Raw genomic sequence first — 14862 nt, forward strand, 5'->3', positions numbered from 1 at the left:
CGCTTCGCACTTTTGCTGGAAATGCTTTAACCACTAACCACCGCAAAGCCACGCGCTTTCAAACCGCGCCGGTCTTCGCGCAGATTATCGATCAGGCGTAACCGGCTGCCTCCCAGATGCGATGTCATCAAATCTATCGCTTTTGAAGCATCGCCTTCCCGAACTGCATCCAGAATTGCGTGATGCTGCTGCCATGCCCGCGCAAGCGCATCCGCATCGCGCACTTCAAGCCAGCGCGCCCGCGAAAGCCGCTGCATGGCATCGCGAACACCACGGCTCAGAAACTCATTGCCGGAAAGTCGCGCGAGTTCGATGTGAAAGTCCATGCCCACACGATGCCATTCCTCGCGTGTGCTCGTCGCATCACAACTGTTGAGCATCTCAGCAATTGTTTCCACGCCACTGCGATCGTCCAGCGCGCAGGTGACGTTAAGAGCGGCAATCTCCAGCGCCTCGCGATAAACGCCGATCTGTTCAATCTCCGCCAGATTGATCGGTGACACGGTCCATCCACGCCCTTCCCGCCCCACAAGACCTTCAGCTTCAAGACGCAAAAGCGCTGCGCGGATCGGCGTGCGTGATGCATTGAACTGAGCTTCAATCGCACGTTCAGTCAATCGCTCGCCCGGCCCCAACTCAAGCCCAAGGATCATATCGCGAAGCTGCTCTTCGACTTGACGCATCTGTGACATTGTACCCTCAATAATTCTAGCAAGCGGCCAATTGACAAGCCGCGGCGACAAGCGCATGTGTGTATTCCATTTTGGTATCCCAAAATGGAATACAATGCAATCATACATAAAACTAACGGAACACAGCATGAGCACCCAGCACGCCACAAGCGGCGGCAAGGCCACAATCAACGCGGATGCGCAGAGCGCTACCGCCGCAGATGAAACCCATGAACGCTACTGGAAGCAGAACCTGCTTATCTGCCTCGTCGGATCGTTCACCACCCTTGTTGCTATGTCGCTGCTTCTACCGTTCCTACCACTTTATGTGGCGCAGCTGGGCGTAGTTGACGAAGCTGCTATCGTGCAATGGTCTGGTATCGCTTATGGCGCAACCTTTCTCGCGGCCGCTATTGTGGCTCCGTTCTGGGGTAAGCTCGGCGACCTTTATGGCCGCAAGCTGATGCTGATCCGCGCCAGCCTTGGCATGGCGATTGCCATGTCGTTGATGGGGATGGTGACTGACATATGGCAGTTGGTAGCGCTGCGCCTGTTTGTAGGCATCGCGGGCGGTTATTCATCGGGTTCGATGATTCTCGTTGCAACCCAGACGCCAAAGAACAAAACCGGCTGGGCGCTGGGTGCATTGTCTGCTGGCATTATGGGCGGCAATCTGGCTGGCCCGTTGCTGGGCGGCGCGTTGCCGCCTTTGATCGGTATCCGTGCAACCTTCTGGTTGGCTGGCAGCGTGATCTTTCTGACTTTTCTTGCGACAACATTTCTGATCCGCGAAGACCGCAAACCGCCCAAACGCAACAAAGAACAGAAGAAACAATCGATATGGGCAGCAATTCCAGACCGCAGACCGGTCATTGCAATGCTGGCTACCGGCATGTTGCTGATGTTCGCCAATATGTCGATTGAGCCGATCATAACCGTCTATGTGATGCAACTGATGGACGACCAAGCCAAGGTCACCCTGATTTCAGGTGTCGTGATGGCTGCGGCAGCACTCGGCAGCATACTGTCTGCCTCGCGTCTTGGCCGTCTCGCAGATCGTATCGGCCATACCCGCGTTATCACTGGCGCTTTGGCAATTGCCGCATTGCTGTTGATACCACAAGCTTTCGTAACCGAAGCATGGCAACTCATCGGCCTGCGTTTTCTGATGGGCTTGGCACTCGGCGGCCTTTTACCCTGCATCAGCAGTGTCATCCGGCACAATGTCCCTGATCGCGTTGCGGGTAGTGTGCTTGGTCTTTCTGTTTCGGCGCAATATGTCGGTCAGGTTGCGGGTCCTGTCGCTGGCGGCTTTGTCGGCGGACGCATTGGAATGCCAGCCGTCTTCATCGGCACATGCATATTGATGGCGATGGGCGCGCTTTATAACTGGATGGTTTGGCGCCGGGCTTCACAGAACTGACGTATGGTGGAAATAGGTACACCCATCAATTGAGTCCCTTTTGAAAGCCTAACATGACATTCCAACCATTCGCGCCCTTCGATGCACTGGCAGAACAGCTTCTGCCGCATGCGCTGGAGGCAAAAGCCGACGGCTCGCATGATCTGTCCCACATTGCGCGCGTATGGAAAAATGCTGCTGCGATCCAAAAGTCAGAAGGTGGCGACGCGGAAATACTCTTCGCCGCCGCCCTGCTCCATGATTGCGTCAGCGTCGAAAAGAATTCGCCGGATCGTCATCGCGCATCAGGACTGGCCGCAGAAAAAGCGTCCAATCTCCTGCGTGAGCTTGGGTGGAATGAAGAACGTATTACCGCCACCGCGCATGTGATCGAGGCGCACAGCTTTTCGGCCAATATCGAGACGCGCACGCTTGAGGCAAAGATATTGCAGGATGCAGACCGGCTGGATGCGATTGGCGTGATTGGTGCCGCGCGCTGCTTTTACATTGCAGGGCGCATGGGCAGTGCACTTTACGATAGCACCGATCCGATGGCCGAAAATCGCCCATTGGATGATAAAAGCTATGCGCTGGATCACTTCCGCACCAAGCTTTTCAAACTTGCCTCCGGCTTCAAAACTGAAACCGGAAGCCAGATGGCAGCGGCACGCCACGAAAAACTGGAAGCCATATTCAATGACTTCCTGAGCGAAGCTGGTTATTAGAGCGCATCCCGAAAAGTGCGGAGCGCCTTCGCGGGGAAATCAGTCCACTGGACTAATTTCTACCCCCGCTACGATCGGAACAAGATGCGCGGAAGTGCAAATAAATAGAACATTTCCAACGATTCAATAAGAACCAGAAATGCTCTAGATCGAGTAACCGCCATCGACGCTAAGTGCGGTTCCCGTCACCATTGAAGACGCGTCGGAAGCAAGGAAAAGTGCGGCTTCTGCCACGTCTTCCGGCTTGGAAAAGCGGCCAAGTGGAATGGTGGCTTTAAGACTTTTGCGCGCCTGCGGGGTATCTTCTGCAAGGAACATACCCAACGCTTCGCTGTCGCTTTCTGCGGGGCAGATGCAATTGACGCGGATATTCTTATCAGCCAATTCCAGTGCCATCGCCTTGGTCGCGCTCACGACCCAGCCTTTGGAGGCCGCAAACCATGTCAGCCCCTTGCGCGGACGGTTAGCCATAGCTGATGCCGTATTGATAATCACGCCGCCGCCCTGATGCTCCATGATCGGCGCAACCAGCAGGGTGGAATAATAAATCGCCTTCATATTGACCGCATTGATAAGATCAAAATTATGCTCATCCACATCGGTCAGCGGCATATTGCGGTGCGTGAAGCCAGCATTATTGACCATAATGTCAATGCGACCGAACTTGTCGAAAGCTGCACGTGCCAACCGTTCCACATCGTCTTTGCGGGACACATCCGCCTGAACAGACAATGCATTCTCGCCAATATCGGCTACCTCATCCTCAAGACGCTTTACATTGACATCAGCCAGCACGACGTTTGCGCCTTCGGCTGCAAAACGGCGCGCTATGGCAGAACCGAAACCCGATCCTGCACCCGTGATAATCGCAACCTTATCTTGCAGCCTTTTCATGTCATTCTCCTTTTGCGGATGTGCGATATGATCCGCCCGTCAAATCAGTAAACTTTGTTCTTCACAGATGTGTTCTGGCATAAATATGGCTCTATGTTGAACATGCCATCTGTGCATATGCAGTTAACTAAACGGCAAAGACAGCTGTAATTGGCAACATTCGCGAGAATGTTACATTGGAGTGTTGAATTTAAATCGATTAGATTATAGACAAATGATGCACGAAAATCGCAATCTGCTAAGAGCAAGGTGATTTGCGTCAGAATTGGAAGAGAGCAATATATGACCAGCCAGATAATACCGGTAGAGCCCTTCGATTGCATCGTTTTTGGTGGCTCCGGCGATCTTGCCGAACGCAAACTGATTCCTGCGCTGTATCAGCGTCAGCGTGCGGGTCAGCTCAGTGAGCCAACGCGCATCATTGGTGCATCGCGCAGTGCCATGACCGATGAGGAATATCGCAAGTTCGCGCGCGATGCGATCAACGAACACGTCAAGTCTGCCGAAATTGACGCCAAGGAAGTCGAGACGTTCATTGCTCGCCTTTCCTATGTTGCCGTCGATGCAAAATCAGAAGACGGCTGGGCCGCTCTGAAAGAAGCAATTGGCAAAAAACCTGAAAAGATTCGCGCTTTCTATTTGGCTGTCAGCCCAACACTGTTTGGCGACATTGCCAGCCGTTTGAAATCACACGGCCTGATTACCCGGGACACGCGCATCATCGTTGAAAAGCCTATTGGCCGCGATCTCGAATCCGCCAATGTACTCAACGACACAATCGGCAGCGTTTTCCGCGAAGATCAGATTTTCCGTATCGACCATTACCTTGGCAAAGAGACCGTTCAGAACCTTATGGCTCTGCGCTTTGCCAATGCGCTTTATGAGCCACTGTGGAATTCTGCACATATCGACCATGTCCAGATCACGGTTGCGGAAGAAGTTGGTCTCGAAGGCCGCGCCGGATACTACAACACCGCTGGCGCGCTGCGCGATATGGTACAGAACCATATTCTCCAGCTTCTCTGCCTCGTCGCCATGGAACCACCATCGTCGCTCGAAGCCGATGCCGTCCATGACGAAAAGGTCAAGGTACTGCGTTCGTTGAAGCCAATCACCACTGCCAACGTCGAAGACGTGACAGTTCGCGGCCAGTATCGCGCCGGTGCATCGGCAGGTGGCCCAGTTAAGGGTTATCTCGACGATCTCGGCAGTGATGACAGCAACACGGAAACTTTCGTTGCCCTGAAAGCCGAAATCGACAATTGGCGCTGGGCTGGCGTTCCATTCTACATGCGCACAGGCAAGCGTCTTGCTTCGCGCGTTTCGGAAATTGTCGTCACCTTCAAGCCAATCCCGCATTCGATCTTTGGCGATAATGCAGGCAAGGTCGTGGCCAACCAGCTCGTCATCCGTTTGCAGCCTGATGAAGGTGTGAAACAGTGGCTGATGATCAAGGATCCGGGTCCGGGCGGCATGCGTCTGCGTCACGTTCCACTCGACATGAGCTTCGCCGAGTCGTTCAATGAACGTAACCCGGATGCCTATGAACGCTTGATTATGGACGTTGTGCGCGGCAATCAGACGCTGTTCATGCGTCGTGATGAAGTGGAAGCAGCATGGCGCTGGGTTGACCCAATTCTGAAGGGTTGGGATGTCAACAACCAGCAGGTTCAGGGCTATACGTCAGGCACTTGGGGTCCATCCTCGTCAATCGCTCTTATCGAGCGCGACGGTCGGACCTGGCACGAAAGCTGAAAATGCTGAGACCGGAGACGTTGACAGACATTTCCGGATCAGTCTTTGTGCCAAAAAAGAAAGAACGAGCGCGAATATCCAATGAGATTGCGCCCGTTCTGGACGTATGGACTTGAAAGGTACGGCATGAGCATCGAACGGCACGATTTTACCAGCGGGACAGAACTAGCGCAGTCGCTCTCTGAAGCAATTGCGGACAAGCTGTCGAGCGCTATCGCTGAGCGGGGACATGCGACAATCGCTGTTTCCGGCGGCACAACGCCGCTTAAGCTGTTCGATATTTTGTCGCGCAAGATGATCGACTGGACGCTTGTGACCATCACGCTTGTTGATGAACGCTTCGTGGCTCCGACCAATGAGCGCTCGAACGAGAAGCTGGTGCGCGATCACCTGCTGCGCGACCATGCAGGTGTTGCGAAATTTGTCGGCCTTTATAATCCGGCAGCAACGGCTGAAACTGCTGCTCTTGCTGCAGCTAACCGCATTGACGCGCTGCATCGTCCGTTTGATGTTGTTGTGCTTGGCATGGGCAATGATGGCCACACGGCTTCGTTCTTCCCGAATGCCGACAGGCTCGATCAGGCAATCGATCCAAAGACCAAAGCTGTGGTTCTTCCAATTCATGCAGAAGGTGCTGGCGAAAAGCGTCTGACACTGACTTTGCCGCTGCTGGTGGAAGCAGACATGCTGGTTCTGCATATCGAAGGTGCCGCTAAACAGGCGACGCTTGAGAAAGCACTGGCAGGCGACGACGAAAAGGAAATGCCGGTTCGCGCCGTATTCCGTCACGCGCGCAAGCCGATACAACTCTACTGGACGAGCTAACAGTCTCAATAAAGACGCAGTTTGCGTTTGGGACTGTCGGCGTTAAACTGAGCCACAGGCAAGCCTGAAATTATTTCACAGGTGATACCCATGACGACGCAAACTGCGCATACCCGCATCAAGGCCATCACTGAGCGTATCGTTGAACGCTCAAAACCCACCCGCGAAGCCTATCTCGGACGTGTGCGTGAGGCGGCTTCCCGTAAGCCGCACCGCTCGGTGCTTGGCTGCGCCAATCTCGCGCACGGCTTTGCAGCCTGTGGCCCGAATGACAAGGCTGCGCTGACCGCCGACGTTGTTCCAAATCTTGGCATTATCACCGCTTATAACGATATGCTCTCGGCTCATCAGCCGTTTGAAGCCTATCCGGAACTGATCCGCGCAGCCGCACGCGAAGCTGGCGGCGTTGCGCAAGTTGCAGGTGGCGTGCCTGCCATGTGCGATGGTGTCACGCAGGGCTTTGCCGGCATGGAACTCTCGCTGTTCTCGCGAGAAGTTATTGCCATGGCAGCCGCTGTCGGCCTGTCACACGATATGTTCGATGCTGCCGTTTATCTCGGCGTCTGCGACAAGATCGTACCGGGCTTGATCATCGGCGCGCTGACTTTCGGTCATCTGCCAGCAGTTTTCATTCCGGCAGGTCCAATGACAAGCGGACTACCGAATGACGAAAAGGCAAAGACCCGCCAGCTTTATGCCGAAGGCAAGGTTGGTCGTGCCGAATTGCTGGAATCGGAATCAAAATCCTATCACGGCCCCGGCACCTGCACATTCTATGGCACGGCCAACTCCAATCAGATGCTTATGGAGATCATGGGGCTACATCTGCCCGGCTCGTCCTTCATCAATCCCGGCACACCCTTGCGCGATGCCCTCACCCGCGAAGCGGCAAAACGCGCGCTGGCCATTACAGCTTGTGGCAATGAATATACGCCGGTTGGGGAAATGATCGACGAGCGCTCTTTCGTCAATGGCATTATCGGGTTGAACGCCACCGGCGGATCGACCAATCACACTATCCATCTCATCGCCATGGCGGCGGCTGCGGGCATCAAGCTCACATGGAAAGATATTTCTGAAATATCTGATGTTGTGCCGCTTTTGGCACGCGTCTATCCAAACGGCCTTGCCGATGTGAATCATTTTCATGCAGCTGGCGGAATGGGCTTTCTCATCCCCGAATTGCTTGACGGGGGCATTCTGCACGAAGATGTGCGAACTGTCTGGGGCGAAGGTCTACGCCCTTATGCCATTGAACCGAAACTTGGCGAGAATGGCACGGTTATTCGTGAACCGGTTCCTGAAAAGAGCGGCGACGACAAGGTTTTGGCCAAAATCGGCGCACCCTTCCAGCCGAGCGGCGGCATCAAAGTTCTGACCGGCAATATCGGCAATGCTATCATCAAGGTTTCCGCAGTGAAGCCCGACCGTCATGTTATCGAAGCACCTGCCAAAGTTTTCAACGATCAGGCTGAATTGCAGGCGGCTTTTAAGGCTGGCGATCTGACGGGTGATTTTATCGCCGTCGTCCGCTATCAGGGACCGAAAGCCAATGGTATGCCCGAACTGCATAAGCTGATGACTGTGCTTGGCATTTTGCAGGATCGCGGACAGCGTGTAGCCCTTGTCACCGATGGTCGTCTTTCAGGCGCATCTGGCAAAGTGCCATCTGCCATTCACGTGACACCGGAAGCGCTCGACGGTGGCGCCATTGGAAAAATCCGCAATGGCGATATTATCCGGCTCGATGCAGTAAATGGCACATTAGGCGTACTTATAAACAACGCGCTTCTGGATGAGCGGATTGAGCGCTGCCCTGATCTATCGGCCAATGAACATGGCATGGGTCGCGAGCTTTTCCGCGCCTTCCGCAACATCGCCGGACGGGCTGATGAAGGCGCATCGGTGTTTTGAGATAAAGACATGCTTCTAATTGAAAGGCCGCATGATACATGCGGCCTTTCTTTTATTTTCAGAATACTGGCTTTTCGAAGCCAACGCTGCGGCAAGCAGCTGTTAACGTGTTCGCCATCAGCATTGCGATGGTCATCGGACCCACGCCACCCGGAACCGGCGTGATGGCGCCAGCCACCTTTTCCGCATCCGCAAAATCAACATCGCCAACCAGACGCGTCTTGCCTTCGCCCTTTTCAGGCGCAGGAATGCGATTGATACCGACGTCAATTATAGTAGCGCCCGGCTTCACCCAATCAGCCTTAACCATCTGCGGACGGCCAACAGCTGCCACCAGAATATCGGCTGTACGCGCAATCGCGGAGAGGTCTTTGGTGCGGCTATGCGCAACAGTAACTGTTGCATTAGCAGCAAGCAGAAGGTTGAACATCGGCTTGCCGACTATATTGGAACGGCCAATCACAACAGCATTAAGACCCGACAGATCACGACCGTGAACGCGCTCAATCATGATCATCGCGCCTGCTGGCGTGCATGGAACGAAAGCCGTATCGACTTCGCCGGTGCCAAGCTTGCCAACATTGATGAAATGGAAGCCATCAACGTCTTTTTCCGGCGCAATCGTCTGGATCACACGGCCTGAATCGATGTGCTTTGGGAGCGGCAGCTGCACGAGAATACCGTGAATAGCTGGGTCGTTGTTTAGGCTATCGATCAGATCAAGAAGTTCCTGCTCGGAAGCATCCTCGGCCAAATCGTGCTGCACGGAAACGAAACCGCACTCCTTAGCCTTCTTGCCTTTAGAAGTAACATAGACCTGACTTGCTGGGTCTTCACCGACAATCACCACAGCGATGCCAGGGACAACGCCGGTCGCAGCCACGAGCTTTTCGGTCTCACGCTTCACCGTTGAAACCACATCCTCGGCGAGCTTCTTGCCATCGATCAATTGGGCCATATTGAGTGCTCCGATCTAACAGACGATGCCTTGGGATACACCGCCTTCGTCCTAAAGACATGCCAATAAGCGTCATCAGCGACGATGACAATCTCTAAGCGGCAAGTTTCAGGATAAAGTCGCAAAATGCCGAAGCGTGAAGGCGATTTCATAGAGCAGCGCAACTGTCACAAACACCGCGTGATAGCGCCGGTTATCAGTGAATATGGCCACAAGGCTGGCCGCTATCAACAATGCAATACGAACGGGATATTCGAAGCCGTAGAGATAGTAATGGTCCATACCTTTCAGCAAAGTATCAACAACATCAGCGACATAGAGCAGTGCCAAAATGCCGAAGAACCATTTTCGCCGAGAGATGAAATAGTCACGATAGCCGGTATATTCCCCCATACTGTCAGGGAACAGCAGAGTGCAAAGCAGGAAATAAAGCCCGGCATAGAAAATTACAAAGAAGTAGATTTCGAAGGTCCAGAGGTGGATCGTGCGAAGGCTAAATTCAAACCACCAGAAATGGATGACCGACAGAAGAATAAAAGCGACCCACGCAATATGCACCGGATAGATATTCTGTTTGCCCGGATGCTGAATAAAACGCGCAAGCCCCGTCAGAAGGCGTGAAACGCTAAGGCCAAGTATGATCCCGATGATAATGCGGACATGCGTGAAAGCTTCCGCGGGCGGCACGCCGGTTGTTAACAACGGATCCATTGTTTCCCTCTTAGTTCAATTATTAGTTATTCTGTTTTAAAAACCTTATATTTCAATAAACAACTAAGTATAAAAACACGACGCCAACTTGCGTCAGCGTCGTTCACAACCCGATATCGACAAACAGTCGACTTAGTTAATCGAACCAAGGAAACCTGACCAGTTTTCCGACCAGTTTGCGCGGCTTTTTTCATCAGCAGAGCGGATATTACAGGTCTGCAAATCGCTTTCAGGAATATCCTGATGCGTCTTTTCACACACCCAAACATCGCTATTGTCAGGAACTGTCGACGCTACGAGACTAACGATTTTGTTGTCTTTAATACCAAGAAGAATATCGAAATCGCTCTCTTCATTGTTGAAAGCCCATGAGCAATATTCGTCAAAGTCTGGGCGATTTTCGTCAGGCTTGCCGCAAGCCTTGTCGTGATCAGGAGCCAGCTTGTCCATAAAGGCCTTGCCTGCGGGCGAGGAAATGACAAGATCGGCATCAGAGAGCTTGCTGATCTCTTTTACTGCCCACTCAGGACTATTTGGTGTTTCAGCAACTGCTGCACCTGCGGCCAAAACACCAGCTGCCATTGCAGCCACACGCACGATTTGGAAAGCTTTTCCCAGCATTCGCTCACCTTTTAAAGCAATGATTTACAACAGATTTTGTCAGATCATAATTATTTCCAGATAGAGACCTATCCATAAAACAGTATCTGTTCAACAAAGAATTGATTGCAAGTTTGAAACATTATAGCGCGTCTCTTCTCCAGAGTTTTTGCCTTCGCGCCTTGCGGTTTGTGTTTATGGAGGGCTATATCGGACCCAACAAACGATAGTGCTTAAACACTCGATTCATGAAGGTGGAACATTCTCATGCAAGATACAGTCATTCTCGTCGGTTGCGGCAATATGGGCTTTGCCATGCTCAAGGGCTGGCTCGACAGCGGCATTCTGCAATCCGAGAATGTGTATGTGGTTGAACCATCCGAAGCTCTTCAGAGCCGTGCTGCGCTTGCTGGCGTTAATGCATGTTCGAGTGCAGATTCGCTGCCCGACGATCTTAACCCGCGCATGGTGCTGGTTGCCGTCAAGCCACAAGTCATGGGCACAGTTTTGCCTTCCTATAAGCGCTTTGCGCCAAACGCGACCTTTGTGAGCGTCGCGGCAGGCATTCCCGTTTCATTTTTTGAACAGCATCTCGGTAGCGATGCAAAGATCATGCGTTGCATGCCGAACACGCCAGCAGCCATTGGCAAAGGCATGCTCGTTACCTACAAAAATGCCAATGTCAGTGACGATGATGCAGCTTTCGTAAAGAGCTTACTTAAGACATCAGGCAAGATCGCAAGCATTACTGACGAAGCGCAGATGGATGCCGTGACTGCCGTTTCCGGTTCCGGTCCTGCTTATGTATTCCACTTCATCGAAGCGCTGACAGATGCTGGCGTGACAGCTGGTCTTCCGCGCGAAACAGCAGCGCTTCTTGCCATGCAGACCGTCATGGGTGCAGGTGCATTGGCCGCAGCAAGCAGCGACACCCCAACCAAGCTGCGCGAGCAGGTTACAAGCCCGAACGGCACAACTGCAGCGGCACTGGACGTCTTGATGGGTGAGGATCGCCTCAAGAATTTGGTTGCCGAAGCTGTCGATGCGGCACGGAAGCGTTCGATTGAGCTTGGAAAGGCTTAAACCAAAACACGCGGCACGGCTTCAATCAGCGCCTTTGTAACAGGCGCTTGCGGTGCCGCTATCAACTCTCGCGCCGGGCGACATTCAACAATACGCCCGCGCTCCATCACGGCAATCCGATCCGCCATTTGTGCTGCAACCGCCAGATCATGCGTGATGAAGAGATATGCCGTGCCTTCGGCCTTCTGTATCTCCTGCAATAGTTTCAGAATTGAGCCCCGCACCGTCACATCGAGCGCCGACACTGCTTCATCCAGAACGATGAGCGACGGTGTTGTTGCGAAGGCCCGTGCAATTGCCACACGCTGACGCTGGCCACCGGAAATCTCATGCACACCGCGTTTGCTCAATTTGGAATCAAGGCCAACCTTTTGCAGAAGCTCTGAAATATCGCGCCTTATCCCATGAATACGCAGCGGTTCGTTGAGCAGGTCATACACCGTTGCGCGTGGATTGAATGCCGAAAGTGGGTCTTGAAACACCATCTGCATCCGCGCGCGGCGCTTTCTTAATTCGCTGCCTTTGAACGCAAGCCAATTCTCATTCTCAAACTGGATTGAACCGGATTCAAGCGGATGCAGCCGTAGAAGTGCGCGCGCCAATGTGGATTTACCGCTGCCGGAAGGCCCGACCAACGCCAGCGTTTCACCTGCTGCAATCTCAAGATTTACATGATCCAGCGCGAGCTTATCGCCATAACGCACGGTCAGATCAGTCGCCTGCAACAAATGTCTATCCATGTTGAGGCTCCAGCACGGGAACGGCTGCAATCAGCGCTTTTGTATAATCGCTCTTCGGGTTTGTTATGATCGCACGCGCTGGGCCGCTCTCCACCAGTTCACCATGACGGAACACGGCAATACGATCCGCCAGATTGGAAGCCAGCGCAATATCATGTGTGATGAAGATTAGCGTCATGCCATCAGTCTGAACCAAGGCACGCAGCAGTGCCACGACTTGCCTTTGCACAATGGTATCGAGCGCACTGGTTGGCTCGTCAGCAATCAGCAGAGTGGGGTTTGCTGCTATGGCAAGTGCTATTGCGATGCGCTGTTTCTGCCCACCGGAAAACTGATGCGGATAACGCGAAAAACTTATGTCCGGCTCTGCTATCTGAACGCGCGCTAACAACTTGAGCGCCTTATCTTCTACCGCATGACGATCAATGTTTTCGTGAGCACGGATAGTTTCGACCAGTTGCGCACCAACACGCATCAAGGGATCGAAACTTGAAGCTGGATCCTGAAACACAAAGCCCACATCGCAGCCCGGCTTTGGTTTTCCATTCGGCCATAGGATCGCGCCTGAAACGCGAGCATTGGCTGGCAGCAGGCCAGCAAGAGCCAACGCCAATGTGCTTTTTCCAGAACCGCTTTCACCAATAATGGCAAGTGTCTCGCCGGCATATATATCGAGGTCAAGATTGTTGAGCGCTGTATCGCTGCCATAGTGCACGCCTAGCTTTTCAATATGGGCGAGCGCACTCATGCCTGCACCTCGCGCCGCGATGCAGCCTGTGTGATGCCTTCGCCCGCGAGATAGACACCAACGACAGTCAAAGCCAGCGCAAGCCCGGGCAGAATGGACAACCACGGCGCAGAGCGTAAAACCGTGCGGCCTTCGGCAATCATGCCGCCCCATGTCACGCGATTGGGATCACCAAGTCCCAGAAATGACAGCGCTGCTTCAATCAGAATTGCAGAGGCGACAATTACCGGAACAAGCGCCAGCACCGGCGGCAAGGCATTAGGGAGGATTTGCCGAAAAGCAATCTCCAGCGGGTGCATACCAATAACACGGGCTGACGCCACATAATCGCGCTCACGGATGGACAGTACCTGCCCGCGCGTAAGACGTGCAGCCTGCGTCCAGCTAGAAAGCGCAATCGCCGCAACCAGTACCGGCAGCGAAGGCCCGGCAATGCTGACCAATGCCAGTGCAAGCAAAAAGCCCGGTACGGTCTGAAAAGCTTCCGTAATCCGCATCAGCACTTCATCGACCAAACCACCGGCAAAACCTGCCAGCGTACCGACAATGCTGCCAATCAGAATGGATGCCGCCGCCGCCGCCAGCCCCACAATCAGCGATGTACGGCTCGCATGGAGAAGCTCGGCCAGCACATTACGACCCAGCCGGTCAGTTCCAAGCGGGAAGGATGCATTGTCGAATGGCGCAAGCATCGGCGTCGCAACAATACGCAGCGGATCACCGGGAAAAAGCAGCGGCGCAAAAAGCGCTGCTGCGATCAGCAGGAACAGAATAATCGCGCCTGCAACGCCCTCGCCCGATCCGAAATAGCGTTTCATACCACTCATCATGGCCGCACCTTTTGCGCAGATATGCGCGGATCAAGCCAGAGATAGAGAAGATCGACCACAAAATTGACGGCGATCACCATGATGGCACTCGTCAGAATAACACCCAGCAGCAAAGGTGTATCGCGGCTTGCAACCGCCTCCTGTGCGAGCCTTCCAAGGCCGGGAACTGCAAAGACGCTTTCAATCACCACGCTGCCGCCCAGCATAGAAGCGGCTTGTAGGCCAAGCATGGTCACGAGTGGCAAGGCAGCATTGCGCGCCACATGGCGCAGCACGATACGCGGGCGTGATATGCCTCGCGCTTTCAGTGCGCGGACGAAATCCATACGCCAGATGTCAGCCATAGAAGCGCGCATCACACGCAGATAAAGCGCCAAGTAAATCAGCGCCAGCGAGACCACCGGCAGCAGAAGATGACGCGCTATATCTAAGGCTCGTGCAAGACCTTCCTTACCAGAAGCAATCGTCTCAATGCCGCTTGAAGGCAGCCAGCGCAACCGGATTGAAAACAGGATGACCAGCACCAGTGCCAGCCAAAAACCGGGTATGGCATAAAGCACAAGCGAGGCAACCGACAAAAAACGATCGCGAAAACTTCCGGGTCTTGCGCCTGCGACAATACCCAGAGCCGACCCCACCGCGAATGACAGCGCCGTCGCAGCGCCCATCAGCAAAAGCGTATTGGGAAGGCGCTCAAGAATGATGCCAACAATGGGGCGGTTGAAACTGACCGACCAACCAAGATTGCCTTGCAAAAGTGCGGCAAGATAAGCAGTCAACCTGTGCCAAACGGATTGATCCAGCCCCCAGCGCGCACGCATTTCAGCCATGGCACTCGCATCACCGCCGAAGCTTACCGCATAGGCATCAACCGCATCGCCGGGCGCCAGTTCCAACATCAAGAAACAGCCGACAATAACAATCAGCAGCACAATCATGCTGCTGATCAGTCGTTTCCTGAAAAGAGTTAGAATCTGCGCCACGTCGTGAACGTACAATCAAAGCA

The 14862-nt window shown here is 53.7% G+C and carries 15 protein-coding genes; 6 read left to right on the forward strand and 9 right to left on the reverse strand.

The genetic code is table 11. The features are described from left to right. Positions 1-26 precede the first annotated feature (26 nt). Entirely contained in the window at positions 27-692 is a 666-nt protein-coding gene (locus ACOZHT_RS07320; RefSeq protein ID WP_421565537.1) for a GntR family transcriptional regulator, read from the reverse strand. Between the two features lie 94 nt (positions 693-786). Here ACOZHT_RS07320 and ACOZHT_RS07325 point away from each other — a divergent pair, with 94 nt between their 5' ends. Both ACOZHT_RS07325 and ACOZHT_RS07330 read left to right on the forward strand, forming a co-directional pair. Further along, on the forward strand, positions 787-2094 hold the full coding sequence (locus ACOZHT_RS07325; protein WP_421565538.1) for a multidrug efflux MFS transporter: 1308 nt from the start codon (positions 787-789) through the stop codon (positions 2092-2094). A gap of 53 nt (positions 2095-2147) precedes the next feature. Then, positions 2148-2798, forward strand: coding sequence for an HD domain-containing protein (locus ACOZHT_RS07330; RefSeq protein WP_421565539.1), 651 nt, complete (start codon positions 2148-2150; stop codon positions 2796-2798). Between the two features lie 144 nt (positions 2799-2942). On the opposite strand, the gene ACOZHT_RS07335 is transcribed toward ACOZHT_RS07330, so the two are convergent. Next, positions 2943-3692, reverse strand: coding sequence for an SDR family oxidoreductase (locus ACOZHT_RS07335; protein WP_421565540.1), 750 nt, complete (start codon positions 3690-3692; stop codon positions 2943-2945). Positions 3693-3974: 282 nt separating this feature from the next. On the opposite strand from ACOZHT_RS07335, the gene zwf reads away from it, so the two are divergent. From zwf to edd, 3 genes are all read left to right on the forward strand, one after another. Beyond that, positions 3975-5447 (forward strand): glucose-6-phosphate dehydrogenase, encoded by a 1473-nt coding sequence (zwf, locus tag ACOZHT_RS07340; protein WP_421565541.1) that lies wholly within the window; start codon positions 3975-3977, stop codon positions 5445-5447. A 126-nt stretch (positions 5448-5573) separates the two neighbouring features. Beyond that, positions 5574-6272, forward strand: coding sequence for a 6-phosphogluconolactonase (pgl, locus tag ACOZHT_RS07345; protein ID WP_339509653.1), 699 nt, complete (start codon positions 5574-5576; stop codon positions 6270-6272). Between the two features lie 90 nt (positions 6273-6362). After that, entirely contained in the window at positions 6363-8186 is a 1824-nt protein-coding gene (edd, locus tag ACOZHT_RS07350) for a phosphogluconate dehydratase (protein ID WP_421565542.1), read from the forward strand. Between the two features lie 58 nt (positions 8187-8244). Here the strand turns inward: edd and folD are convergent, their stop codons facing one another. The 3 genes from folD to ACOZHT_RS07365 all read right to left on the reverse strand — a co-directional run bounded on the left by folD (position 8245) and on the right by ACOZHT_RS07365 (position 10476). Further along, the gene (gene folD, locus ACOZHT_RS07355; protein WP_339509655.1) at positions 8245-9144 is read right to left on the reverse strand and encodes a bifunctional methylenetetrahydrofolate dehydrogenase/methenyltetrahydrofolate cyclohydrolase FolD; all 900 of its coding nucleotides are present in this window, start codon (positions 9142-9144) and stop codon (positions 8245-8247) included. Positions 9145-9252: 108 nt separating this feature from the next. Further along, positions 9253-9855, reverse strand: a complete 603-nt coding sequence (locus ACOZHT_RS07360; protein ID WP_339509656.1) for a hypothetical protein — start codon at positions 9853-9855, stop codon at positions 9253-9255. A gap of 132 nt (positions 9856-9987) precedes the next feature. Continuing rightward, positions 9988-10476, reverse strand: a complete 489-nt coding sequence (locus ACOZHT_RS07365) for a hypothetical protein (RefSeq protein WP_339509657.1) — start codon at positions 10474-10476, stop codon at positions 9988-9990. A 246-nt stretch (positions 10477-10722) separates the two neighbouring features. On the opposite strand from ACOZHT_RS07365, the gene proC reads away from it, so the two are divergent. After that, positions 10723-11538, forward strand: coding sequence for a pyrroline-5-carboxylate reductase (gene proC, locus ACOZHT_RS07370; protein ID WP_339509658.1), 816 nt, complete (start codon positions 10723-10725; stop codon positions 11536-11538). On the opposite strand, the gene ACOZHT_RS07375 is transcribed toward proC, so the two are convergent. From ACOZHT_RS07375 to ACOZHT_RS07390, 4 genes are read right to left on the reverse strand one after another with little or no spacing between them, the layout of a single operon-like run. Then, entirely contained in the window at positions 11535-12278 is a 744-nt protein-coding gene (locus tag ACOZHT_RS07375) for an ABC transporter ATP-binding protein (RefSeq protein WP_339509659.1), read from the reverse strand. The two genes, proC and ACOZHT_RS07375, sit on opposite strands and share 4 nt — an antisense overlap. Further along, on the reverse strand, positions 12271-13026 hold the full coding sequence (locus ACOZHT_RS07380) for an ABC transporter ATP-binding protein (RefSeq protein WP_339509660.1): 756 nt from the start codon (positions 13024-13026) through the stop codon (positions 12271-12273). Before ACOZHT_RS07380 ends, ACOZHT_RS07375 begins: the two co-directional genes overlap by 8 nt. Beyond that, positions 13023-13853 carry an ABC transporter permease gene (locus ACOZHT_RS07385; protein WP_339510313.1) on the reverse strand — a complete coding sequence of 277 codons (831 nt, stop codon included), beginning with the start codon at positions 13851-13853 and terminating at the stop codon, positions 13023-13025. The genes ACOZHT_RS07380 and ACOZHT_RS07385 overlap by 4 nt, the downstream gene beginning before the upstream one ends. Continuing rightward, on the reverse strand, positions 13853-14854 hold the full coding sequence (locus tag ACOZHT_RS07390) for an ABC transporter permease (protein ID WP_339509661.1): 1002 nt from the start codon (positions 14852-14854) through the stop codon (positions 13853-13855). The genes ACOZHT_RS07385 and ACOZHT_RS07390 overlap by 1 nt, the downstream gene beginning before the upstream one ends. Positions 14855-14862 lie beyond the last annotated feature (8 nt).

It is taken from the genome of Ochrobactrum sp. EDr1-4, from assembly GCF_049199085.1.
Lineage (GTDB): Bacteria > Pseudomonadota > Alphaproteobacteria > Rhizobiales > Rhizobiaceae > Brucella.